Below are 22,708 nucleotides of genomic sequence, written 5' to 3' on the forward strand. Positions count from 1 at the left end.
CGACACCCATATTCCGAGGAATCGACATGACTGATGCAGTGATCGTCTCCACCGCCCGTACACCGCTGGCCAAGAGCTGGAAGGGCGCCTTCAACATGACCCACGGTGCGACCTTGGGCGGCCACGCCGTGAAGGCTGCCGTCGAGCGCGCCGGCATCGACCCGGCCGAAGTCGATGACGTCATCATGGGCTGCGCCACGCCCGAGGGGGCCACCGGCAGCAACATCGCCCGACAGATTGCGCTGCGCGCCGGTCTGCCCATCACCACCAGCGGCATGACCATCAACCGCTTCTGCTCCAGCGGCCTGCAGACCATCGCCACAGCGGCCCAGCGCATCATCGCCGGCGAAGGCGATGTGTACGTGGCCGGCGGGGTGGAGAGCATCTCCTGCGTGCAGAACGAAGCCAACACGCACATGATCCGCGAAGCCTGGCTGATGCAGCACAAGCCCGAGATCTACTGGAGCATGCTGCAGACCGCCGAGCAGGTCGCCAAGCGCTACAAGATCTCGCGTGAACGCATGGACGAATACGGCGCCGCCAGCCAGCAGAAGGCCTGCGCCGCGCAGGAAGCCGGTAAGTTCAACGACGAGATGGTGCCCATCACGGTCACGGCAGGCGTGGCCGACCCGGTCATGGGTCTGCGCACCAAGGAGGTCACCGTGACCGCCGACGAGGGTCTGCGCCCCGGCACCACCTACGAGGCCGTGGCCGGTATCCGCCCGGCGCTGCCAGGCGGGGTGATCGCGGCAGGCAATGCGAGCCAGTTCTCGGACGGCGCAGGCGCCTGCGTGGTGATGAACGAGAAGCTGGCCGAGCAGCGCGGGCTCAAGCCGCTGGGCCGCTTCCTCGGTTTCGCCGTGGCCGGTTGCGAGCCCGACGAAATGGGCATCGGCCCGGTGTTTGCCGTGCCCAAGGTGCTCAAGCGCCTGGGCCTGACGGTGGCCGACATCGACCTGTGGGAGCTCAATGAAGCCTTTGCCGTGCAGGTGCTGTACTGTGCTGACACCCTGGGCATCCCGATGGATCGCCTGAACGTGAACGGCGGCGCGATCGCGGTCGGTCACCCCTACGGTGTGAGCGGCCAGCGCCTGACCGGCCATGCGCTCATCGAGGGCAAGCGCCGGGGCGCCAAGCGGGTGTGCGTGACGATGTGCATCGGCGGTGGCATGGGTGCTGCCGGCGTGTTCGAAGTGCTCTGAATTGAAGGGAAGGTGAAGCGCCCATGACCATGCGAGCCACGCTCGATTTCCTGCTGCACGACTGGATCGATGTGGCCGCACTGGCCAGCCGGCCGCGCTTTGCGGATCACAGCCGCGAGACCTTCGACTCGGTGCTCGACACCTGTGAACGCATCGCCCGCGAGAAGTTTGCCCCCTACAACCGGCTGTCAGATATCGAGGAGCCGCACTTCGAGGGAGAACGTGTGCACTTGCCCCAGGCCACGCACGACGCCACGAGGGCCTACGTCGAGTCGGGGATGCTGGCTGCTGCGCAGGACTACGACGTGGGTGGGATGCAACTGCCTTGTGTCGTGGAGATGGCGGCCAACTGCTTCTTCTCCATGTCCAGCGTGTCCATGGGTGCCTACGCCATGCTCACCAGCGGCAACGCCAGCTTGCTGATGGTGCATGGGTCGCCCCGACAGAAGGAGGTTTTCGCGCGTAACGAGTTTGCCGGCCGCTGGTTCGGCACCATGTGCCTGAGCGAACCCCAGGCAGGATCCAGTCTCTCGGACATCGTCACGCGGGCCGTGCCGGACGGGGAGGGGTTCGAGAACGATCCGCTGGGGCCGCGCTACCGCCTCAAGGGCAACAAGATGTGGATCTCGGGCGGCGAGCACGAGATCACCGAGAACATCGTCCACCTGGTCCTGGCCAAGATCCCTGGGCCGGACGGCAAGCTCATTCCCGGCGTCAAGGGCATCTCGCTCTTCATCGTGCCCAAGCGACTCGTCGACGCCGACGGCAATCTCACCGGCGAGCGCAACGACGTGGCGCTGGCCGGCCTGAACCACAAGTGCGGCTACCGGGGCACGACCAACACCCTGCTGAACTTCGGTGAAGGGCGCTTCCCGGTGCGCGGCAGTGCCGGTGCGATCGGCTACCTCGTGGGGGAGCCCGGGCGGGGGCTGGCCTGCATGTTCCACATGATGAACGAGGCCCGCATCGGCGTGGGCCTGGGTGCCACGATGCTGGGTTACGCCGGCTACCAGGCGTCGCTGGAGTATGCGCGTCAGCGCACCCAGGGCCGGCCGGTGGGCCCGGCGGGCAAGGACCCGTCCTCGCCGCCGGTGCCCATCATCGAGCATGCCGATGTCAAGCGGATGCTGCTGGCACAGAAGTCTTACTGTGAGGGGGCCCTGGCTTTGGAACTGTACTGCGCGCGCCTGGTGGACGAGCAGCAGACCGGCGATCCCGTGGCCGCCGAGGAGGCGCGCCTGCTGCTGGAGGTACTCACCCCCATCGCCAAGAGCTGGCCGAGCGAATGGTGCCTGGAGGCCAACAGCCTGGCCATCCAGGTGCTTGGCGGCTATGGCTACACGCGCGACTTCCCGGTGGAGCAGTACTGGCGCGACAACCGCCTGAACATGATCCACGAAGGAGCCCATGGCATCCAGGGCATGGACCTCCTGGGCCGCAAGGTGCTGATGGAGGAGGGCCGGGGCCTGCAGTTGCTGGCGGCCCGGATGCAAGCCAGCATCGCGGCGGCCGCGGCCCATGCGGAACTCGCCGAACACGCCCAGGCCCTGAGCCGTGCCCTCGACCACGTTGGCCGCGCCACCCGCGCCGCCTGGGCGAATGGCCAGCCGGCCGAGGCCCTGGCCAATGCAACACCCTACCTGCAAGCTTTCGGCCATGTGGTGCTGGGATGGGTCTGGCTGGACGTGGCGCGCGTTGCGTTGGCCGCCCGTGACCGGCTCGCCCCATCCTTCGTGGCCGGCAAGCTGGCAGCTGCGCGCTATTTCCATCGCTACGAAATGCCGCGCATCGCCGCGTGGTTGGCCGTGGTGGAATCGCGCGACCGCACCTGCCTGGATCTGGCCCCCGAGGCCCTCTGATGCGCGCAGCCCGCGTCGAGGCCGCCAGCTGGGTGCTCATCTATGCGGGATTGTTGGCAGCTGTGCTGGGCTGGTTCGTGAGGGGGCAGTCCGCTCCCATGGGGCTTGGGTTTATGCTGGGGGGCGCGGTGTGCACGATGATCGGCGTCGCGCTGATTGCCGTGCGCGCCCGGATGAAGGATCCAACCCAGGAGCAAGACCGATGATCCGACACATCGTGATGTGGCAGCTGCACGACCCCGCCGACGCGCCCAAGTTCAAGGAGTTGCTGGACTCCTGCAAGTCCGTCGTGCCCGGCATCCTCGAGTGGGAGGTGGGCATCCGTTCACCCCGCCTCGAAGCGTCGATGGACGTGGTGCTGGTCTCGGCCTTTGCCGACAAGGCGGCTCTTGACGCCTACCAGAACCACCCGCATCACAAGGCCGTCGGCGCCCAGCTGGGTGCGATGCGCTCGCACCGCATGGTGCTCGACTATCCCACGCTGGCCCCGGGTCTCGCCGACGTCGACCTGGCCCAGGACCTCTCCTTTGCCCCCACGGCGCCAGGCGCCCTTTGATTCTTTCTCGACAGAGCAAGCCCTCATGAGCCTTCCTTCCCTGTTCGACCTCACCGGCCGCACGGCCCTCATCACCGGCGGATCCCGCGGCCTCGGCCTGCAGATCGCCGAGGCGCTCGGCGAAGCCGGCGCCAAGGTCATGCTCAGCGCCCGCAAGGCCCCTGAACTCGAGGAGGCCGTGGCTCACCTGCAGGACCGCGGGATCGATGCCCGATGGATCGCGGCCGACGGCGCCAAGGAGGCGGACATCCAGCGTCTGGTGGATGAAACCCTCCAACGGCTCGGCCCCGTGGACGTGCTGGTCAACAATGCCGGTGCCACCTGGGGCGCACCGGCCGAGGACCACCCGGTCGAGGCCTGGGACAAGGTGATGAACCTCAACATCCGCGGCGTCTTCCTCCTCACCCAGGCGATCGGCAAGCGCTGCATGATCCCTCGCAAGCAGGGCCGCATCATCAACATCGCGTCGATCGCCGGCCTGGGCGGACACCTGCCCACCATGATGAGCACCATCGCCTACAACACCAGCAAGGGTGCCGTGATCAACTTCACCCGCGCGCTGGCCTGTGAATGGGGGCGCCATGGCATCACGGTGAACGCGATCGCCCCGGGCTTCTTCCCGAGCAAGATGACCCGCGGCACGCTCGAGGCCGTGGGCGTGGACACGCTCGCGGCGCATGCTCCCTTGCAGCGTCTGGGCGACGACGAGGACCTCAAGGGTGCGGCCCTCCTGTTTGCCACCCGGGCTGGCAAGCACATCACCGGCCAGATCCTGGCGGTGGACGGCGGCGTGACGGCATTGACGGGGGGCTGAGCGCGTGACGAAGCCCTTTCCCGTTCGCATTCCTTTCGTCGAGGCTCTGGGCTTCGAACTCGTGCGCATGGCAGGCGGCGAGGCTGAGATCGGCTTTGCCCTGCGCGACGAGCACTGCAACTCCTTCCATGTCGCACATGGTGGCGCGGTGATGACCCTGCTCGACGTGGTCATGGCCCATGCAGCGCGCAGCGTGAACGACCCGGCCGCCAACTACGGCCCGGGCGTGGTCACGATCGAGATGAAGACCAGCTTCATGCGCCCAGGGGAAGGCCGCCTGAAGGCCCTGGGCAAGCTGCTGCACCGTACCGCCACGCTGGCCTTTTGCGAGGGCAGCGTCTATCGTGAAGATGGCACGCTGGCGGCTCACGCCACCGGCACCTTCAAGTACGTGCGGGCCCTGCCTGTGAGTGCGCGCGAGGCCAAGCCTCTGCAGCAGCGCCTCGATGGCGATGGGTCTGATTGACACCGATTCCGGAGTTTCCATGAGCATCAACCGTCAGATCGTGCTGGCTTCTCGCCCCCAGGGCGAGCCCAGCGCGGACAATTTCCGCCTCGTCGAGTCCCCGCTGGCCCCTCCTGAGCAACTGGCCGACGGTCAGGTGCTGGTGCGGCACCATTTCCTCTCACTCGATCCTTACATGCGTGGACGCATGAGCGAGGGCAAGAGCTACGCCCAGCCCCAGCCGCTCAACGAGGTGATGATCGGTGGTACCGTGGGCGAGGTGATCGCTTCTCGCCACCCGCAATACGCCGTGGGTGACAAGGTGGTGGGCATGGGGGGCTGGCAGGAGTACGCCGTGGTCAACGCCGCGCAGCCGGGCCTTTTGCGCAAGGTGGACACCACCCACATCCCGCTGTCGGCCTACCTGGGGGCCGTGGGCATGCCCGGGGTGACGGCGTGGTACGGCCTGATGAAGATCTGCGAGCCCAGGGCAGGCGGCACCATCTCCGTGAGCGCTGCCAGTGGTGCGGTCGGCAGTGCCGTGGGCCAGCTGGCCAAGAGTCGCGGCTGCCGCGTCGTGGGTTTTGCCGGCGGGCCCGACAAGTGCCGCTATGTGGTGGAGGAGCTGGGTTTCGACGCCTGCATCGACTACCGCCAGCACGCCACGCTCGATTCCCTGCAGGCCGCCTTGCGGGAGGCTGCCCCGCAGGGCATCGATGGCCATTTCGAGAATGTGGGCGGCATGGTGCTGGACGCCGTCTTGCTGCAGATGAATGCCTTCGGCCGCATCGCAGTGTGCGGCATGATCGCCGGCTACAACGGCGAGCCCATCCCGCTGCGCCACCCGCAGATGATCCTCACCTCACGCCTGCGCGTGGAAGGATTCATCGTGAGCGAACACATGGAGGTCTGGCCTGAGGCGCTGAAGGAACTCGGCACGCTGGTGGCAACCGGTCGCCTGAAGTACCGTGAGAGCGTCGCACAGGGCCTGGCCAGCGCGCCCGAGGCTTTCATCGGCCTGCTCAAGGGGCGCAACTTCGGCAAACAGCTGGTGAAGCTCATCTGAGCCACCCACCATCGTTTCGGGGAAGTGCGATGGACGCCGTGACCACCACCCATGAGGTGTTCAACCAGAGCATGCCGCTGGCCGACGTGAACCTCTTCGAAGGCAACCGGCCGCTGCGCGAGGGGCTGATCGCCCACCTGCCGCCGCACGCACTGGCTGACGCCCAGCAGCGGCTGCATCGCCTGGGCGCACTCACGGGCTCGGCGGCGATGCAGCAGCACGCGCGCCTGGCCAACGTGCACACCCCCCAGCTGCGCACCCATGACCGCCTGGGGCGGCGTATCGACGAGGTCGAGTTCCACCCCAGCTACCACGCGCTGATGGCGGCAGCCATCGAGCACGGACTGCATGCGCGGCCCTGGGCCCAGGGGCCAGGGGGCCATGTGGAGCGGGCGGCGGGCTTCATGCTTTTCACCGAGCTCGAGCCTTCGGTGCTGTGCCCGATCTCGATGACCTATGCCGCCGCACCGGCGCTTGCCGCCAACGCGGCCTTGCTGTCGGACTGGTTCCCCAAGCTGACCAGCACCACCTACGACCCCAGGCTCGCCCCGCTGGCGGACAAGGCCGGCGTGACCATGGGCATGGGCATGACCGAAAAGCAGGGGGGCTCGGACGTGCGCGCCAACACCACCCAGGCCCGCTTCGAAGGCGATACTCCGTGGGGCCGCAGCTACCGGTTGGTGGGGCACAAGTGGTTCTTCTCGGCGCCCATGTGTGACGCCTTCCTGGTGCTGGCCCAGGCCGAAGGCGGATTGAGTTGCTTTTTCCTGCCGCGCGTGCTGCCCGACGGCAGCCGCAACGCCCTGCAGATCCAGCGCCTGAAGGACAAGCTGGGCAACAAGGCCAACGCCAGTTCCGAGGTGGAGTTCAACGGCGCGCTGGCCTGGCTCGTGGGCGAGGAGGGGCGCGGCGTGCCCCAGATTCTCGAGATGGGCACCCGCACCCGGCTGGACTGCGCGCTCGGCACGAGCGGGCTGATGCGCCAGGCCCTGTCGCTCGCGCTGCACCATGCCCGGCAGCGGCAGGCCTTCGGGCGGCCACTGGTGCAGCACGCGCTCATGCGCAACGTGCTTTCGGATCTTGCGCTCGAGAGCGAGGCGGCCACGGCTCTCAGCCTGCGACTGGCACGGGCTTTCGACAGGCAGGACGATTCCTACGAAGCAATGATGCGGCGTGTCCTCACGCCAGTGGCCAAGTTCTGGATCTGCAAGCGAGGCAGCGGATTTGCCCAGGAGGCCATGGAGTGTCTGGGCGGCAACGGCTACGTGGAGGAGGGCGGGGAGGGCGTGATGGCGCGCATCTACCGCGAGATGCCGGTCAACTCCATCTGGGAAGGGGCCGGCAACATCATGGCGCTCGACCTGCTGCGCGTGCTGCAGCGGGCCGGCCCGGACCTGGTGGATGCGCTTGCCGAGGAACTGGAACCCCTGGCCAGCGTGAATCCAACATGCGACGCGGCGCGCGCCACCGTCCTCGGGCGGCTGCAATCGGTCGCGGATGAACACGATGGGCGCAGGCTGGCGCAGGATGTGGCATTGGCCATGCAGGCCGCCTTGTTGCGCCGCCATGCCCCGGACTTTGTCTTCGAGGCCTTTGTGGCCTCACGCCTGGGCATGGCACCCGCGCTGACCTATGGCGGCTTGAGCCCCCGCACTGATTTTGATCGACTGCTGCAGCGCGCAGCACCGGTGTGAGCCGGACCTCAACGACACAAGCGAGGAGACCCCATGAAAGAACTCAAGGGCAAGACGGCGGTGCTGACCGGCGCCGCGTCGGGCTTCGGACTGGAACTGGCCCGCCTGGCCGCGCGTGAAGGCATGAATGTCGTGATGGCCGACGTGCAGCCCGATGCCCTGGAACTGGCCGCTTCCGAGGTGCAGGCGCTGGGCGCTCAGGTGCTCGCGCACCGGGTCGATGTGTCCAAGGCCGACCAGGTGGAGGCGCTGGCGGCGGCCACATTCGAACGCTTCGGCACACCCCACGTCGTGTTCAACAACGCCGGTGTGGGCGCGGGCGGGCTGATCTGGGAGCACAGTGTTCAGGACTGGGACTGGGTGGTGGGCGTGAACCTCATGGGTGTGGCGCATGGCGTGCGTGTCTTCACCCCCATGATGCTGGAGGCGGCGCGCACGGACGCGGACTATGAGGGGCACATCATCAACACGGCCTCGATGGCGGGGCTGCTCAACGCGCCCAACATGGGTGTCTACAACGTCACCAAGCATGCCGTGGTGAGTCTGTCGGAAACGCTTTACCAGGACCTGCGCCTCGTGACCGAACAGGTCACTGCCTCGGTGCTGTGCCCCTATTTCGTGCCGACCGGCATCCATCAGTCCGACCGCAACCGCCCACCCGAGGCCCGCCAGGACCCGCCCACGCCCAGCCAGCTCATCGCGCGCGCGATGAGCGAAAAGGCGGTGACATCGGGCAAAGTCACGGCTGCCGAAGTCGCAGCGAAGGTCCTTGCTGCCGTTCGTGAGCGGCAGTTCTACATCTACAGCCACCCCCAAGCCCTGGGCATGGTGCAAAAACGCCTCGAGGACATCATGCTCGGACGCAATCCCAGCGATCCCTTCGAAGCGCGCCCGGAGATCGGCGACAAACTCCGTGCTGCACTGCGGGAGGCCATGGGTTGAGGGCTGTGTAAGAAGTTCTACGTAGGTTCAAATGTACTTTTGCCGGCTGTAATCAAGGACTCGGACAACGTTCAGATCCCATAACAACAGAGTGCGTTGTGTTGTCACCCTCCGCTTCGCAACGGAAACGGTATGAAACACAAAGATCTGCAGGATCTGATCGGCGGCGTGTTGCTGACCGCAGTCGGGCTGTTCTTCGCGCTGTACTCCCAACGCTATGGCTTCGGGACGGCGGCGCGCATGGGCCCGGGGTATTTCCCCACGGTACTCGGCTGGGTGCTGGCCGTGCTGGGCGTGCTGGTGGCCTTGCCGGCCCTGTTCCGCAAGGGGCCGCCGGTGAAGGTGCAGCTCGGCAACTTTCTGTTCGTGATGGCCGCCTTGCTGCTGTTCGCCTTCACGCTGCGCAGCCTCGGCCTGGTGGCCGCCACGTTCATCGCCTCCTTCGTGGCCAGCCTGGCCGACCGTGACATCACCTGGATCGGGCGTGTCCTCGTCAGCGCGGGTGTCACCATCCTCACGGTGCTCGTGTTCAGTGTGGGCCTGAGCATGGTTCTGCCGCTGTGGTGGTGGAACGCCTGAACCCGACGGAGACGACACCATGGACATCTTTGCCAACCTGGCGGCAGGCTTTGACGCGGCGGTGGCGCCGGTCACGCTGCTCTACTGTTTCATCGGGGTGCTGCTGGGCACCCTGGTCGGCGTCTTGCCCGGCATCGGCGCGCTGGCCACCATTTCGCTGCTGCTGCCCATCACCTATCACATCCCGCCGGGGGCGGCCATCATCATGCTGGCCGGCGTCTACTACGGCGCCTGCTATGGGGGCTCCACGGCCTCCATCCTGCTGAACCTCCCCGGGACACCGTCGGCGGCCGTTGCCTGCCTGGACGGCTACCCCATGGCCAAGCAGGGGCGGGCCGGGGTGGCACTCTTCATGACCACGATCGCCTCCTTCGTGGGCGCCTTCATCGGGCTTGTGATCCTGGCACTGTTCACGCCTTCCATCTCAGAGCTGGGTCTCAAGTTCGGTCCGGCCGAATACTTCTCCATGATGCTGCTGGGCCTGATCGCGGCCTCCACCTTGGCCTCCGGCTCGCCTGCCAAGGGCGTCTCGATGGTGGTGCTGGGCCTTCTGCTGGGCATGGTGGGCACCGACGTGAATTCGGGCGTGCCGCGTTTCGATTTCGACATTCCCGAGCTGATGGATGGCATCAACCTCGTGGCGCTGGCCATGGGGGTGTTCGGTGTCTCCGAGGTCATTGCCAGCATCAACAACATCCGTCGCGAAGGCAAGGCCGAGCGCATCACGATGCGTTCGATGATGCCCACCAAGGAAGACTGGAAGCGCTCGATCGCGCCCATGCTGCGTGGGTCCGGCGTGGGCAGCTTCTTCGGTGCTCTGCCGGGCACAGGTTCCTCCATTGCGTCCTTCATGTCCTATGCAATGGAGAAGAAGGTGGCCAAGGATCCGGACCGCTTCGGCAAGGGCGCCATCGAGGGGGTGACGGCCCCCGAGTCAGCCAACAATGCGGCCGTGCAGACCGCCTTCGTGCCTACGCTCTCGCTGGGGATCCCCGGTGATGCGGTGATGGCCCTGATGCTGGGGGCGCTGATCATCCACGGCATCCAGCCGGGGCCGCTGATGATCTCGGAACAGCCGGTGCTGTACTGGGGGCTGATCGTCAGTTTCATCATCGGCAACATCATGCTGCTCATCCTCAACATCCCGCTGATCGGGGTGTGGGTCAGCATCCTGCGCATTCCCTACCGTGTGTTGTATCCCGCCATCCTGGTATTCATCAGCCTGGGGGTGTACAGCGTCAACAACAACACCTTCGACATCGTCCTGGTGGCGATCATCGGCGCCATCGGCTACGCGATGAGCGTGCTGCGGTTCGAAGCGGCGCCATTGCTGCTGGGCTTCATCCTGGGGCCCATGATGGAGGAGTACCTGCGCCGCGCCTTGCTGCTGTCCCGGGGAGATCCGATGGTGTTCGTCGAGCGTCCCATCAGCGCCACGCTCTTGGCCTGCGGTGTCGGCTTGCTGGTCTGGAGCATCTGGGGTGTCGTCAAGCGCACGGCGCGGGAGCGCGCCGAGGAAGACGCGGGCACCTCTGCCGCGACCCAGTCCACCTGAACCCGGCACGGTGAGTTCCCCCGCGGCCCGCTTCGGCGGGCCGTTCCATTTCGTCCGGTACGCCTATGGCAAACTGCTGGGTTTTCCTTTTGACAGCCAGTACTGCCTTGGACAAGATCCTCCAACAGATTGCCGCCGAACTGAAGGTGCGGCCGTCCCAGGTCCGCGCGGCCGTCGAACTGCTCGACGGCGGGGCCACGGTTCCCTTCATCGCCCGTTACCGCAAGGAGGCCACCGAGGGCCTCGACGACGCCCAGCTTCGTGAACTCGAGGTGCGCCTGGCCTACCTGCGCGAACTGGAAGAGCGTCGTGCTGCCGTGCTCAAGAGCATTGCCGAGCAGGGCAAGCTCACGCCGGAACTGCAGGCCGCCATCGAGGCCGCGCCCACAAAGCAGGAACTGGAGGACCTTTACCTGCCCTACAAGCCCAGGCGTCGCACCAAGGGCATGATCGCTCGCGAGGCCGGTCTGGAGCCGCTGGCCGACCGACTGTTCGGTGATCCCTCGCTGGAGCCGCTGGCCGAGGCGGCGGCCTTCGTCAACGCCGAGGCAGGCTTTGCCGATGCCCATGCGGTGCTCGATGGCGTGCGAGACCTGCTGTCCGAGCGCTGGGCCGAGGACGCCGCGCTGGTGGGCAAGTTGCGCGAATGGCTGTGGGAGGAGGGTCTCTTCCAGTCACGCCTGATGGCCGGCAAGGACGAGAACCATCCCGATGTCGCCAAGTTCCGCGACTACTTCGACTATGACGAGCCCATCCGCACCGTGCCTTCGCACCGTGCGCTGGCCGTCTTCCGCGGGCGCACGCAGGAAATCCTCGATGCCAAGCTGGTGCTTGACGAGGAGGTGGTGCCCGGGCAACCCACCCTGGCGGAAGGGCGCATCGCGCGCCACCTGGGCTGGAGCCACGCCAAGCGGCCCAGCGACGATCTGATCCGCAAGACCATCGCCTGGACCTGGAAAGTCAAGCTCAGCCTCAGCCTGGAGCGCGATCTGTTCTCGCGCCTGCGCGAAGAGGCGGAAAAGGTGGCCATCAAGGTCTTTGCCGAGAACCTGAGAGACCTGTTGCTGGCTGCACCTGCCGGCAAGCGCGTGGTGATGGGGCTGGATCCGGGCATCCGCACGGGCGTGAAGGTGGCGGTGGTCAGCGACACCGGCAAGGTCCTGGATACTGCCACGGTGTACCCGCATGAACCCCGCAACGATTGGGAAGGGGCCATCCATGCGCTGGGCCGTTTGTGCGCCACCCATGGGGTCAACCTGATCGCCATCGGCAACGGCACGGCCAGCCGGGAAACCGACAAGCTGGCTGGGGACCTCATCAAGCGCATCCAGCAGATGGCGCCCGGCACCCAGATCGACAAGGTGGTGGTGAGCGAAGCGGGGGCTTCGGTCTACTCGGCTTCGGAGTACGCCAGCAAGGAGTTGCCCGATCTGGACGTGAGCCTGCGTGGTGCGGTGTCGATCGCCAGGCGTGTTCAGGACCCACTGGCCGAGCTGGTGAAGATCGAACCCAAGAGCATCGGGGTCGGGCAGTACCAGCACGATGTGAACCAGAGTGAACTGGCACGCAGCCTGAACGCCGTGGTGGAGGACTGCGTGAACTCAGTGGGCGTGGACCTGAACACCGCATCCGCGCCGCTGCTCTCACGGGTGTCGGGGTTGAGCGTTGCCGTGGCCAGCAGCATCGTGCGCTGGCGTGACGCACACGGCGCCTTCCGCAACCGCCAGCAGCTGCTGGAGGTGGCCGGGCTGGGGGCCAAGACCTTCGAGCAGGCGGCGGGCTTCCTGCGCATCCGCGACGGCGACAACCCGCTGGACCTGTCCGGCGTGCACCCAGAAACCTACCCGGTGGTGCAGAAGATGCTGGCCGCCACCGGCAAGCCCATCACCGAGCTGATGGGTCGCTCCGATGTGCTCAGGACGCTCAAGCCCGAGGCCTTTGCCGACGAGAAGTTCGGGGCGATCACGGTCCGGGACATCCTTGCGGAGCTCGAAAAGCCGGGACGTGACCCGCGCCCTGATTTCAAGGTGGCACGCTTCAATGAGGGGGTGGAAGACCTCAAGGACCTTCAGCCCGGGATGGTGCTGGAGGGAACCGTCAGCAACGTCGCCCAGTTCGGCGCGTTCGTGGACCTGGGGGTGCACCAGGACGGTCTGGTGCATGTGAGCCAGTTGTCGAACAAGTTCGTCAACGACGCCCGCGAAGTGGTCAAGACTGGTGACATCGTCAAGGTCAAGGTGCTGGAGGTCGATCTGGCCCGCAAGCGCATCTCGCTGACCATGAAGCTGGATGCCCCGACGGGCGGACGCGCCGAACGCGGTGACAACAGCTTCCGCGCACCCGCCCGACAGGAGCGGCAGGGCGGCGGGCGCCCCGCAGCCACCCCGGCCCAGTCGGCCATGGCAGCCGCCTTTGCCAAGCTGCAGACCAAGCGTTGATCCAGGGCAAGCCGGGCGACTCTGCCCGGCCGCCTGGGCTGGCAAGCCGGCGGTTGCGGGTCTATCTTGTAAGGATTGTCCTCACCACAAGGAGACCATGATGTTGCTCAACTCGCACCGGGCCGCCATGCTTGCATCCGTGGCAGCGGCCGTCTGGCTGACCGGCTGTGCCGGGCCGCGCCATCACGGCCAGGACTACGGCGGGATGAGTCACCGACAGATGATGGCCGGACCGACAGCGGTGGCAGCCGTGCAGCCCACGGCTGGCAACACGGTCCAGGGCCGGGTGATGTTCCACCAACAGGGTGATCAGGTGTGGGTCCATGCGCGGATGCAAGGGCTCAAGCCCAACGCCGAGCACGGCTTCCACATCCACGAAAAGGGCGATTGTTCTGCCGCCGATGGCACGAGTGCGGGCGGGCACTTCAACCCGACCGGCCAACCCCACGGCCCCCAGACGGGCGCGCGGCACGCGGGTGATCTGCCCAATCTTCGCAGTGATGGAAGCGGCCGGGTCGACGTGCGCTTCACCGTGTCGGGGCTGAGCATCGGCAGCGGCCCGGCCGACATCGTCGGGCGGGGATTGATCGTGCATGCCGACCCGGATGACTACAAGACCCAGCCCACGGGCAATTCCGGCGCGCGTCTGGCCTGTGGTGTCATCGAGGCGTACCGGCGATAATCGGCCTGCTCACTGCAACAGGGCGCGTCGATCGCGCCCTTCCTTTTTTTTGCCTGGATGATCCATGAAAGCACTGCGCCTGTACGCCGGGCCCGCCGCCCGGCGCCACATCGAGTCGCACGGCCTGGAGCCGAACGCGGTGCGGGTGGTCGCCGGTGCGGCGGGGGGGCCCAAGGGACTCATCCTGAACCACCTCGATCGCCACATCTTCGGCCAATGGCTGCCGAAGTCCAGCCAGCCCGTGCACCTGCTGGGAGCCTCGATCGGCGCGTGGCGCATGGCCACCGGCATGCTCGATGACAGCGTGGCCAAATTCGCCACGCTGGCGCACGACTACATCCACCAGAGCTATGACGTGCCGCCCGGCAAGACCTATCCCACCGCCCAGGAAGTCAGCCGCGTGTTTGCCCAGGAGCTGGCCGGCTTCTTCGCCGGACGCATCGACGGCCTGGTGCGGCATCCGCGCTACCGACTGCACATCGTGGTGTCTCGCGGCCGCCACGTCCTGGGCCGCGAAGGCCGGGTGCGCACGCCCCTGGGCTATCTCGGCGCGGCACTCAGCAATGCCGTGTCGCGCCAGGGCCTGAGCCTGTGGCTGGAACGGGTGCTCTTCTCCGCCCCCGGCGAGCCGCTGCCCATCGACCTGAGCGACCTGCGCCATCGCCGGGTGATGCTCGACGCAACGAACTTCGAGTCGGCCCTGCTGGCCTCGTGTTCCATCCCCTTCGTGCTGCAGGCCGTGCATGACATCGCCGGGGCCCCGCCGGGCGCTTACTGGGATGGCGGCATCACCGACTATCACCTGCACTGGAACTACCCCAGCATGGGCGAGGGGCTGGTGCTCTATCCGCATTTCCAGCAGGCCATCGTGCCGGGCTGGCTGGACAAGCCGCTGCGTCATCGCCACCGCGCGACCCCGGCATTGGACAATGTGCTGGTGCTGGCGCCCGACCCGTCCTGGGTGGCCTCGCTGCCCGACGGCAAGCTGCCCGACCGCACCGACTTCAAGCGCTATGGCACCGATACCGCAGCACGCGCCAGGGCTTGGCAAGCCGCCGTGGACGAGAGCGAACGCCTGGCGGACGAGTGGGCCGGATGGCTGGCCGACGGTGCGCCGGCTGCGGCGTTGCGCCCGCTATAGCCTTTCACACGCGTGGCGCGGCGAGCGCCCGTACACTACACCACATCGTGAAACGTGAGGACACTCGATGGGCCTGACCGCGAGCCTGATCGTCATCGCGCTGCTGATTGGCGTCAGCGCCTTCTTCTCCATCGCCGAGATTTCCCTGGCCGCCTCCCGGCGGCTGCGCCTGAGCCAGATGGCCGACGAGGGGGATGCCCGCGCCGCCCAGGTCATGGCCGTGCAGGACCACCCGGGCAGCTATTTCACCGTGGTGCAGATTGGCCTCAACGCCGTGGCCATTCTGGGCGGGATCGTGGGGGAGGGGGCGCTCACGCCCTACATTGCGGCGGCCCTGTCCTGGGTGGTGGACCCGGCCACGGCCTCCACGGTGGGGTTCGCGCTGTCCTTCCTGGTGGTCACCGGCCTGTTCGTGGTCTTTGCCGACCTTTTTCCGAAGCGTCTGGGCATGAGCGAACCCGAACTGGCAGCGATGCGTGTGGTGGGGCCGATGCGCTGGTGCGTGCGATTGCTCAAGCCGCTGGTCTGGGTGTTCGACTCACTGGCCAGTGGGCTGATCCGCTTGTTCGGATTGCCAGCCGCCCGTGACAATCGCATCACCCATGACGATCTGCTGGCAATGACGGCCGCCGGGGCTGCGGCAGGTCTGCTGGCCGCGCCCGAGCAGCAGGTGATCGAGAACGTCTTCGAACTCGACACCCGTACCGTGGAAAGCGCGATGACGACGCGCGAGCGCATTGTCTATTTCCTGCTGGACGACGACGACGCACTCATCCGCACCCGGGTGGCCGATCAGCCGCACTCCACCTACCTCGTGTGCGACGGCCACATCGATCAGGTGGTCGGGTATGTGGACGCAACCGACCTTTTTCTGAAGGTGCTGGGCAACGAGCCCATTTCGCTGCGCGGGGAAGCCGGGCAGAGTCTGTTGAAGAAGGTGCTGATCGTGCCCGATCGGATCACCTTGTCGGAGATGCTGGCGCAGTTCCGGCAGGCTCACGAGGACTTCGCAGTCATCGTGAACGAATACAGTCTGGTGGTGGGAGTGATCACGCTCAACGACGTGATGAGCACGGTCATGGGCAGCCTCGTCGGGCACCATGACGAGGAGCAGATCGTGCGGCGGGAAGATGGTTCCTGGTTGGCTGACGGGGTCACCCCCATCCCCGACCTGCTGCGTGCGCTCGATATCGACGAGTTGCCCCACCAGGGCCAGTACGACACGCTGGCCGGCTTCCTGATGGTCATGCTGCGACGCATTCCCAAGCGCACCGACGCGGTCACCTGGGGCGGCTGGCGCTTCGAGGTGATGGACGTTGACAGCTATCGCATCGACCAGGTGATGATCACGCGAGTGGTGTGATCGGCCGGTACGGGAGTCTCACATCGAGGCATCGAGCATGGCTTGGTAGTCCTGCGCACTGGCTTCGCGCGGGTTGGTCTTGTGGCAATGATCGGCCAGGGCCCCGCGAATCACGCGGTCATGCAGTTCCTGGGTGACACCCATCGCCGCCAGCCCGCTGGGCAGGCCCAGGCGAGCATTCATGTCGCGGATGGCCTCGGCAATATCACCCGGTGAACGCAGACCCATGGCGTGGGCCATGCGCTCCAGCCGCGCCTCGTTGCGCACCGACTCGGCCCGGGCGTTGAAGTTGACCACGGCCGGCAGGAAGACGGCGTTGAGCGTGCCATGGTGCAGCTTCGGGTTGACGCCGCCCAGGCTGTGGCTGAGCGAATGCACGCAACCCAGGCCCTTCTGGAAGGCCAGCGCGCCTTGCATCGAGGCACTCATCATCTGTCGCCGCGCCTCGCGGTCGCTGCCATCACGCGTGGCCCGTTCGATGTGAGCCCAGCCCCGCGTCAGCCCGTCCAGCGCAATCCCGTCGGCCGGTGGATTGAAGGCCGGTGCCATGAAGGTCTCCATGCAATGAGCGATGGCGTCCATGCCCGTGGCGGCCGTGAGTATGGGCGGCAGGCCCAGGGTCAGCTCGGGGTCGCAGATCGCCGCGCGGGGCACCAGATGCCAGGAATGAAAGCCCAGCTTGCGGCCATCTTCGACGATGACGATGGCGCCACGCGCCACCTCGCTGCCGGTGCCGGCAGTGGTGGGCACGGCGATCAACGGCGCGGTGCGCTCCGTGATGCGCGGGCTGCCACCCTCGATGGTGGCGTAGTGCTTGAGCGGGCCGTCGTGTGTGGCGGCGATGGCCACGCCCTTGGCCAGGTCGATGCTGGAGCCGCCGCCGACGGCGATCAGGCCGTCGCAGCCCTGGGCCTGGTAGAGGGCCTGCGCGGCACGCACGGCGGCCTCGGTGGGGTTGGACGGGGTCTGGTCGAACACCGCGACGGGAACGTCCTTCAAGGCGTCCAGGGCCCGTTGCAGCACGCCGGCCGCCTTCACGCCGGCGTCGGTGACCACCAGCGGACGGCGGATGCCGATGCGCTCGCATTCACCGGGCAACAGGCGCACCGCGCCAAAATCGAACTGGATCTGGGTGACGTAATTGATCAGGGCCATGGTTCGAGGGCCACGCCGTCCCCGACGCAGCGAACTGGGAAAAGAATCAGTATCCTTGCCGGATTGTCCCGGAGCCATCCGGGTGCACCATGACACCTGTGCGTCATCTGCCATCGATCCCGTGACCCCACCTGCAGAGCCCCACCTGCTCACCCCGCGCATGCGCGACGTGATCGATCGCATCCGTCGGGCCAGTTTCACCCCCTTCCACCAGCTTGACGTGGCCCAGGCCCGCGAGGCTTATCGGGCGGCGGCCGAGATCCTCGACCTGCCACGTGCCCCGCTGGCCCGGGTGGAAGATCGCCACCTCGCCGGCCAGGGCGGCGCCCGGCTGCCGGCGCGCCTGTACGCGCCGTCCAACGAAGCCCTGCCGGTGATGCTCTATCTTCACGGCGGCGGCTTCACCATCGGCGGCATCGAGACCCATGACAGCCTGTGCCGCCAGATGGCGAAGCTCAGCGGGGCCGCGGTGGTTTCCGTCGAGTACCGGCTTGCGCCCGAACACCGCTTCCCCACAGCCGTGGATGACGCCTGGGCCGCGCTGCAGGACCTGCGACACCAGGCACCGGCCTGGGGGCTGGACGGCCAGCGCCTGGCCGTGGGTGGTGACAGTGCCGGCGGAACGCTTGCGGCTGTGTGCGCGCTGCTGGCGCGCGATGCCGGCCTCGACCTGGCCTTGCAGGTGCTCATCACCCCAGGGACCACGGCGTATCAGGACACCGACTCACACCGCCGCTTTGCGCATGGCTACATCCTGGAGCAGCCGGCCATCGACTGGTTCTTCAATCACTACATTGACCATGCGGACCGCAGCGACTGGCGCTTTGCCCCCCTGCTGGCGGATGACCTCGAAGGTGTGGCGCCGGCCTGGGTGGGGCTGGCCGAGGCGGACCCGCTGGTGGACGAAGGCGTGGCCTATGCCGACCGGCTGCGCATGTCCCACGTGCCGGTGGACCTGGAGGTCTATCGGGGCGTGACACATGATTTCATCAAGATGGGGCGTGCCCTGCCCGAGGCCGGACAGGCCCACGCTGCCATCGCTGCACGGCTGCGCGCCGCATTCGGGACCGACCATGAAACGCAGTGACTTCCGCTTCCTCCATCGCTTGCGGGTGCGGTGGGCGGAGATCGATGCCCAGAAGATCGTCTTCAACGGGCACTACCTGATGTATTTCGACACCGCCATCGCCGACTACTGGCGGGCGCTCGCCCTGCCGTACCCGGAGGCGGTGGAGCAGTTCGGTGGCGATCTCTATGTGAAGAAGGCCACGGTGGAATACCACGCCTCGGCCCGCTACGACGACCTGCTGGAGGTCGGCATCCGCTGCACCCGGGTGGGCAACTCCTCCATCCTCTTCACGTTGGCCATCTTCCGGCAGGATGAGCACCTCATCAGCGGCGAGCTGGTCTATGTCCATGCCGATCCGCAGACGCAGACGTCGGTGCCCGTGCCCCAGCCGCTGCGCGAGGTGCTGCTGGCCTACGAGGAGGGCCTGCCGATGGTGCAGGTGAAGGTGGGGAGCTGGGATGAACTGGGCCGCGACGCCCACGCCATCCGCCAGACGGTCTTCGTGGATGAGCAGCGCATCCCGGCCGAGATGGAATGGGACGAGGCCGATGCGATCAGCCTGCACGCCGTGGCCTACAACCGCTTTGGCATGCCTCTGGCCACGGGCCGCCTGCTGGAGCATGTGCCCGGTGTGGCCAAGATCGGCCGCATGGCCGCGCTGCGCACCATGCGCGGCAGCGGTGTGGGGCGGGCGGTACTTGACGGACTGATGCAGGCGGCGCGGGAGCGGGGTTACCGAGAGGCGGTGCTGCATGCGCAGACGTCGGCCTCGGCCTTCTATGCGCGTTCGGGCTTCACGCCGCGTGGACCCGAATTCGACGAGGTGGGCATCCCCCACGTGGAAATGGTGAAGGCCCTGTAGGGCCCGCCATGCTTCAGCCGGCTTCCAGCGCCTGCTGGCCCGTGGTGTGGCCGCTGGCGCGACCGCTGACCTGCGGGGAGGGCGTGGAAGCCGCCGACCGAGCGCGCCCCCTGGGCGGCCAGGCCTTGAGCGTCGAGCGCCTGAGCAACGCCACGCCCGGGCCACGTGCGTTGCTGAAGCTGCGCTCGATCACGTGGGTGACGAGGCGCCGCCCGACACGCTCGGTGATCAGCACGGTCGAGGTGCGCGTGCCGTATCGGGCGTCGGGCGTTCTGATGAAGGCCGGCGACAGCCAGCGCTCCCAGTCCAGTGGCACGCCGGTGCTGGGCAGGAACTCGTCGGGCACCACGGTGCGGTCGGCCAGTGCTGCAAACAGGGCGTCAGCCAGCACTTCTGTGGCATCGCTCTCACGGACTGCGGCGCGCAAGCGTTGCTTGAGCCGCTCCACCTTGGGCCAAGGGGTGTCCAGCAGAGCGTTGGACAGGCCGTACACCCCCTTTTCGAGGCGCTGCGGAAAACGCGCGCGGTTCGAGCCCCAGAAGCAGTCACCTTCGGCCAGATCGGCAGCGATCAGGTTGAACCCGTTATAGCCTGACAGGCCCACCTGCATCCAGAACCGATCCATCGACAGGTCGCCGCGCAACCACAGGGGCACGATCTCTCCCCGCGAAGGGGCCGTCGGATCCATGTCCTGGGGGTTGCGTACATTGGTGACGAGGGCAAAGCGCCCCTCGGCCGTGAGCCCCATCCAGGTGCCGCCGGCCTTGAGATCCCGCCCGGCCAGGATCTCCGGCCCACCGTGGCCCGGATTCCACCAGCCCAGTCGGGACGCCGGCCGGTCGAAGTACTCGTCACGGTTGGCGGCCACCACAAAGGGGAAACGACGGCTCGCGTCGATGGCCAGGCCTACGAGGCACATGCAACAAACACCTCCACATGGCGAGGCCCCGGGCACAGGGCCTGGAGTTCGCGCGCCGCGGCTTCGATACGGTCCTGGGCCTGCGGACTCACGCCCTGAGGGTGGCTGTAGATCTCCATCCAGGTCTGCTGCCCGTCCTTCTCTTCGGGGCGCCGCAACAGCTGGGTCTGCAGCCCCGGCAGTGCCTCGCGCAGGCGATCCTGCAACGCTTCGACGGCCGGGCGCGCGGCGGCGGCCTGGCTCGAAGCCACCCGATAGTAGATGAAAAGGGTGCGCGCGCCCCCCGTGCCGGCTGGGTCAGCCGAGGAGCCGGGCGTGGCAGATGTCACGGCGCAGGCGTTCAGATGTCTGTCAGCAGGGGGTAGGGCGGCGGTGCCCATTGCAGCACGGGGCCATCGGCGGTGCCGGCGTGAACGGTACCGCTCTCGGTGGCCGACAGCTTGAGTTCTGCCACTCCCGCCCAGCCGCCCCGTGGATCCGGGGCCGCCAGCACCACCATGCCGCAGGGTTGCACCGCATCCTCGCTGTGGAAGAGCTCCTGCCCGGCAACCAGCTCAGCAGGACCATGCACCACGAAGGCCCGTCGCTTGAGCGTACCCCGGAACTGGCTGCGAGCCACCACCTCCTGGCCGGGGTAGCAGCCCTTCTTGAAGTTGACGCCGCCCACGCTCTCCAGGTTCACCATCTGGGGCACGAACTGGTCGGCCGTGGCAGCCACGATGCGCGGCACGCCGCTTTGCACTTCCAGCCACAACCAGCCGGCCAGGTCGAGGGCGGGCCACCGGCTCGCCACGCACGCTGCCTGGGTGGCGGCGCCGACCCACAGGTGACGCGGCTGGCCACCCACGTCGTCCAGGCGGATCAGCGTGCCACCCTCGTGGCTGGTGCAGGCCCCGGCACGGCGCGGTGCTTCAGCAGGCAGGCCGGCGGCGCCCACCAGACCCATCACGGCCAGTTCGGCGCTGGCGTCGCTCAGCCGCGCCTTGGCGCGCAGCACGAACATGGACAGGCGCTTCAGGGTCGCGGCCAGCAGGTCGGCACTGCACAGCAGCAGCAAACGGTCCGGCGACTCACGCCAGACCAGGAAGCTCGCCAGCAACCGCCCTTTGGGCGAACAGTAGCCGGCCAGCCGGGCTTCGCCCAGTGGCAGGCCGCTGATGTCCTGGGTGAGCTGGCCATGCAGGAAGCTGGCGGCATCTTCCCCCACGACGGCGATCACACCGAGGTGGGGCAGGGAAGCAGCGCCTTGCAGGGTCGACGCAAGGGCCGGGAGAGAGGTGTCGGGGGCGAGGCTGCTCATGCGTCTATTATCATCAGCGCCCCAAGTCCGCCCCGCCGTGCGGGGGTTTGCCCTGCGGGGCCTTGTGACGATGAAATTCCTGCGACGCCTGTTCCTGCTTGGCCTGCTCGCTGCCCTGGGGGCGGCCGGCGCCGTGGCGTGGTGGCTGCATCAGCCACTGCGACTGGCAGCCCCGGCCGTGGAGCTGTCGGTGGAGCCGGGCATGACGCCTCGCACGATCGCCGAGGCCTGGATCGCCGCGGGGGTTCAGACCTCGCCGCGCTGGCTCTATGAATGGTTCCGCTGGTCGGGTGAGGCCCGGCGCATCCGGGCGGGCAACTATGAAATCACCGCGGGCACCACCCCTCGGGATCTGCTCGAAAAGATGGTGCTGGGCGACGAGACCTTGGTGACGGTGCGGCTGATCGAAGGCTGGACCTTTCGCCAGTTCCGTGCCGAGCTGGCCAAGGCCCAGGGGCTGCGGCCCGACACCGCAGCCATGAGCGATGACCAGATCATGGAAGCGCTGGGACGGCCTGGCGTGCATCCTGAGGGCCGTTTCTTCCCCGACACCTATGCCTACAGCAAGGGCAGCAGTGACCTGGCCGTCTTGCGCCGCGCGCTTCATGCAATGGACCGACGCCTGGCCACTGCATGGGAACAACGCGCTGCAGGCGTACCCTTGCGCAGCCCAGACGAGGCCCTGATCCTGGCTTCGATCGTGGAGAAGGAAACCGGGCTGGAATCCGATCGGGGCTTGGTGGCCGGCGTCTTTGCCAACCGGCTGCGCATCGGCATGCGATTGCAGACCGACCCGACGGTGATCTACGGCCTGGGCGAGGCCTTCGACGGCAACCTGCGTCGGCGCGACCTGGAAACCGACACGCCTTACAACACCTACACGCGTGCCGGCCTGCCCCCCACGCCGATCGCGATGCCGGGCAAGCGCTCCTTGCTGGCGGCAGTGAACCCCGAGACCACCAGGGCCCTGTATTTCGTGGCGCGCGGTGATGGAACCAGCGTGTTCAGCGAGAACCTCGCCGACCACAACCGGGCGGTGAACCGCTACCAGCGCGGCGGCAAATGAC

21 protein-coding genes and 1 pseudogene are annotated in these 22,708 nt (G+C 67.2%); 18 read left to right on the forward strand and 4 right to left on the reverse strand.

The window, feature by feature from the left end; genetic code table 11:
* Positions 1–26: 26 nt before the first annotated feature.
* The 15 genes and pseudogenes from C1704_RS09145 to paeA all read left to right on the forward strand — a co-directional run bounded on the left by C1704_RS09145 (position 27) and on the right by paeA (position 16,336).
* Positions 27–1,202 (forward strand): acetyl-CoA C-acyltransferase, encoded by a 1,176-nt coding sequence (locus C1704_RS09145; protein WP_104302410.1) that lies wholly within the window; start codon positions 27–29, stop codon positions 1,200–1,202.
* A gap of 23 nt (positions 1,203–1,225) precedes the next feature.
* The gene (locus tag C1704_RS09150; RefSeq protein WP_104302411.1) at positions 1,226–3,061 is read left to right on the forward strand and encodes an acyl-CoA dehydrogenase; all 1,836 of its coding nucleotides are present in this window, start codon (positions 1,226–1,228) and stop codon (positions 3,059–3,061) included.
* Positions 3,061–3,267, forward strand: a complete 207-nt coding sequence (locus C1704_RS09155) for a hypothetical protein (protein ID WP_104302412.1) — start codon at positions 3,061–3,063, stop codon at positions 3,265–3,267. The genes C1704_RS09150 and C1704_RS09155 overlap by 1 nt, the downstream gene beginning before the upstream one ends.
* Positions 3,264–3,536, forward strand: a pseudogene (locus C1704_RS09160) (Dabb family protein); the annotation flags it as partial. The gene C1704_RS09155 and the pseudogene C1704_RS09160, both read left to right, overlap by 4 nt.
* A 106-nt stretch (positions 3,537–3,642) precedes the next feature.
* On the forward strand, positions 3,643–4,431 hold the full coding sequence (locus C1704_RS09165) for an SDR family oxidoreductase (RefSeq protein WP_104302414.1): 789 nt from the start codon (positions 3,643–3,645) through the stop codon (positions 4,429–4,431).
* A gap of 4 nt (positions 4,432–4,435) precedes the next feature.
* Positions 4,436–4,897 (forward strand): PaaI family thioesterase, encoded by a 462-nt coding sequence (locus C1704_RS09170; RefSeq protein ID WP_146076064.1) that lies wholly within the window; start codon positions 4,436–4,438, stop codon positions 4,895–4,897.
* 19 nt (positions 4,898–4,916) lie between these two features.
* The gene (locus C1704_RS09175) at positions 4,917–5,942 is read left to right on the forward strand and encodes an NADP-dependent oxidoreductase (RefSeq protein WP_104302415.1); all 1,026 of its coding nucleotides are present in this window, start codon (positions 4,917–4,919) and stop codon (positions 5,940–5,942) included.
* Positions 5,943–5,980: 38 nt separating this feature from the next.
* Positions 5,981–7,636: an isovaleryl-CoA dehydrogenase gene (locus C1704_RS09180; protein WP_104302490.1), complete on the forward strand. Its 1,656-nt coding sequence runs from the start codon at positions 5,981–5,983 to the stop codon at positions 7,634–7,636.
* A gap of 33 nt (positions 7,637–7,669) precedes the next feature.
* Positions 7,670–8,578 (forward strand): SDR family oxidoreductase, encoded by a 909-nt coding sequence (locus C1704_RS09185; protein WP_104302416.1) that lies wholly within the window; start codon positions 7,670–7,672, stop codon positions 8,576–8,578.
* Positions 8,579–8,710: 132 nt separating this feature from the next.
* Positions 8,711–9,157, forward strand: coding sequence for a tripartite tricarboxylate transporter TctB family protein (locus C1704_RS09190; RefSeq protein ID WP_104302417.1), 447 nt, complete (start codon positions 8,711–8,713; stop codon positions 9,155–9,157).
* Between the two features lie 19 nt (positions 9,158–9,176).
* Entirely contained in the window at positions 9,177–10,712 is a 1,536-nt protein-coding gene (locus tag C1704_RS09195) for a tripartite tricarboxylate transporter permease (RefSeq protein WP_104302418.1), read from the forward strand.
* A 107-nt stretch (positions 10,713–10,819) separates the two neighbouring features.
* Positions 10,820–13,150: a Tex family protein gene (locus C1704_RS09200; protein ID WP_272867981.1), complete on the forward strand. Its 2,331-nt coding sequence runs from the start codon at positions 10,820–10,822 to the stop codon at positions 13,148–13,150.
* Between the two features lie 97 nt (positions 13,151–13,247).
* Entirely contained in the window at positions 13,248–13,832 is a 585-nt protein-coding gene (locus C1704_RS09205; RefSeq protein WP_419186791.1) for a superoxide dismutase family protein, read from the forward strand.
* A 64-nt stretch (positions 13,833–13,896) separates the two neighbouring features.
* Positions 13,897–14,973: a patatin-like phospholipase family protein gene (locus tag C1704_RS09210; protein WP_104302420.1), complete on the forward strand. Its 1,077-nt coding sequence runs from the start codon at positions 13,897–13,899 to the stop codon at positions 14,971–14,973.
* A 67-nt stretch (positions 14,974–15,040) separates the two neighbouring features.
* Complete coding sequence (paeA, locus tag C1704_RS09215) at positions 15,041–16,336, forward strand: polyamine export protein PaeA (RefSeq protein WP_104302421.1); 1,296 nt, start codon at positions 15,041–15,043, stop codon at positions 16,334–16,336.
* An 18-nt stretch (positions 16,337–16,354) separates the two neighbouring features.
* Here paeA and C1704_RS09220 read toward each other — a convergent pair whose 3' ends face one another.
* Positions 16,355–17,491, reverse strand: a complete 1,137-nt coding sequence (locus tag C1704_RS09220) for an iron-containing alcohol dehydrogenase (RefSeq protein ID WP_104302422.1) — start codon at positions 17,489–17,491, stop codon at positions 16,355–16,357.
* A 160-nt stretch (positions 17,492–17,651) separates the two neighbouring features.
* Here C1704_RS09220 and C1704_RS09225 point away from each other — a divergent pair, with 160 nt between their 5' ends.
* Positions 17,652–18,578: an alpha/beta hydrolase gene (locus C1704_RS09225; RefSeq protein WP_104302492.1), complete on the forward strand. Its 927-nt coding sequence runs from the start codon at positions 17,652–17,654 to the stop codon at positions 18,576–18,578.
* Positions 18,565–19,422: a YbgC/FadM family acyl-CoA thioesterase gene (locus C1704_RS09230; protein ID WP_104302423.1), complete on the forward strand. Its 858-nt coding sequence runs from the start codon at positions 18,565–18,567 to the stop codon at positions 19,420–19,422. The genes C1704_RS09225 and C1704_RS09230 overlap by 14 nt, the downstream gene beginning before the upstream one ends.
* 13 nt (positions 19,423–19,435) lie before the next feature.
* Here C1704_RS09230 and C1704_RS09235 read toward each other — a convergent pair whose 3' ends face one another.
* From C1704_RS09235 to ygfZ, 3 genes are read right to left on the reverse strand one after another with little or no spacing between them, the layout of a single operon-like run.
* A complete protein-coding gene (locus C1704_RS09235; RefSeq protein ID WP_104302424.1) occupies positions 19,436–20,341 on the reverse strand; it encodes an NRDE family protein in 906 nt (301 codons plus the stop codon).
* On the reverse strand, positions 20,329–20,670 hold the full coding sequence (locus C1704_RS09240) for a DUF4936 family protein (protein ID WP_245876432.1): 342 nt from the start codon (positions 20,668–20,670) through the stop codon (positions 20,329–20,331). The genes C1704_RS09235 and C1704_RS09240 overlap by 13 nt, the downstream gene beginning before the upstream one ends.
* Before the next feature lie 11 nt (positions 20,671–20,681).
* Positions 20,682–21,641, reverse strand: coding sequence for a CAF17-like 4Fe-4S cluster assembly/insertion protein YgfZ (gene ygfZ, locus C1704_RS09245; RefSeq protein WP_104302426.1), 960 nt, complete (start codon positions 21,639–21,641; stop codon positions 20,682–20,684).
* A 70-nt stretch (positions 21,642–21,711) separates the two neighbouring features.
* Between ygfZ and mltG the strand changes: the two genes are divergently transcribed.
* A complete protein-coding gene (gene mltG / locus C1704_RS09250; RefSeq protein WP_104302427.1) occupies positions 21,712–22,707 on the forward strand; it encodes an endolytic transglycosylase MltG in 996 nt (331 codons plus the stop codon).
* Position 22,708 lies beyond the last annotated feature (1 nt).

Origin of the sequence: Caldimonas caldifontis (assembly GCF_002930615.1) — a bacterium.
Taxonomy (GTDB): domain Bacteria; phylum Pseudomonadota; class Gammaproteobacteria; order Burkholderiales; family Burkholderiaceae_C; genus Caldimonas; species Caldimonas caldifontis.

Excerpts from the sequence above, each read along its gene's own strand:
- C1704_RS09145 (WP_104302410.1), top strand. The coding sequence starts at position 27 with ATGACTGATGCAGTGATCGTCTCCACCGCCCGTACACCGCTGGCCAAG.
- C1704_RS09150 (WP_104302411.1), top strand. The coding sequence starts at position 1,226 with ATGACCATGCGAGCCACGCTCGATTTCCTGCTGCACGACTGGATCGAT.
- C1704_RS09155 (WP_104302412.1), top strand. The coding sequence starts at position 3,061 with ATGCGCGCAGCCCGCGTCGAGGCCGCCAGCTGGGTGCTCATCTATGCG.
- C1704_RS09165 (WP_104302414.1), top strand. The coding sequence starts at position 3,643 with ATGAGCCTTCCTTCCCTGTTCGACCTCACCGGCCGCACGGCCCTCATC.
- C1704_RS09175 (WP_104302415.1), top strand. The coding sequence starts at position 4,917 with ATGAGCATCAACCGTCAGATCGTGCTGGCTTCTCGCCCCCAGGGCGAG.
- C1704_RS09185 (WP_104302416.1), top strand. The coding sequence starts at position 7,670 with ATGAAAGAACTCAAGGGCAAGACGGCGGTGCTGACCGGCGCCGCGTCG.
- C1704_RS09190 (WP_104302417.1), top strand. The coding sequence starts at position 8,711 with ATGAAACACAAAGATCTGCAGGATCTGATCGGCGGCGTGTTGCTGACC.
- C1704_RS09195 (WP_104302418.1), top strand. The coding sequence starts at position 9,177 with ATGGACATCTTTGCCAACCTGGCGGCAGGCTTTGACGCGGCGGTGGCG.
- C1704_RS09205 (WP_419186791.1), top strand. The coding sequence starts at position 13,248 with ATGATGTTGCTCAACTCGCACCGGGCCGCCATGCTTGCATCCGTGGCA.
- C1704_RS09210 (WP_104302420.1), top strand. The coding sequence starts at position 13,897 with ATGAAAGCACTGCGCCTGTACGCCGGGCCCGCCGCCCGGCGCCACATC.
- paeA (WP_104302421.1), top strand. The coding sequence starts at position 15,041 with ATGGGCCTGACCGCGAGCCTGATCGTCATCGCGCTGCTGATTGGCGTC.
- C1704_RS09220 (WP_104302422.1), bottom strand. The coding sequence starts at position 17,491 with ATGGCCCTGATCAATTACGTCACCCAGATCCAGTTCGATTTTGGCGCG.
- C1704_RS09225 (WP_104302492.1), top strand. The coding sequence starts at position 17,652 with ATGCGCGACGTGATCGATCGCATCCGTCGGGCCAGTTTCACCCCCTTC.
- C1704_RS09230 (WP_104302423.1), top strand. The coding sequence starts at position 18,565 with ATGAAACGCAGTGACTTCCGCTTCCTCCATCGCTTGCGGGTGCGGTGG.
- C1704_RS09235 (WP_104302424.1), bottom strand. The coding sequence starts at position 20,341 with ATGTGCCTCGTAGGCCTGGCCATCGACGCGAGCCGTCGTTTCCCCTTT.
- ygfZ (WP_104302426.1), bottom strand. The coding sequence starts at position 21,641 with ATGAGCAGCCTCGCCCCCGACACCTCTCTCCCGGCCCTTGCGTCGACC.
- mltG (WP_104302427.1), top strand. The coding sequence starts at position 21,712 with ATGAAATTCCTGCGACGCCTGTTCCTGCTTGGCCTGCTCGCTGCCCTG.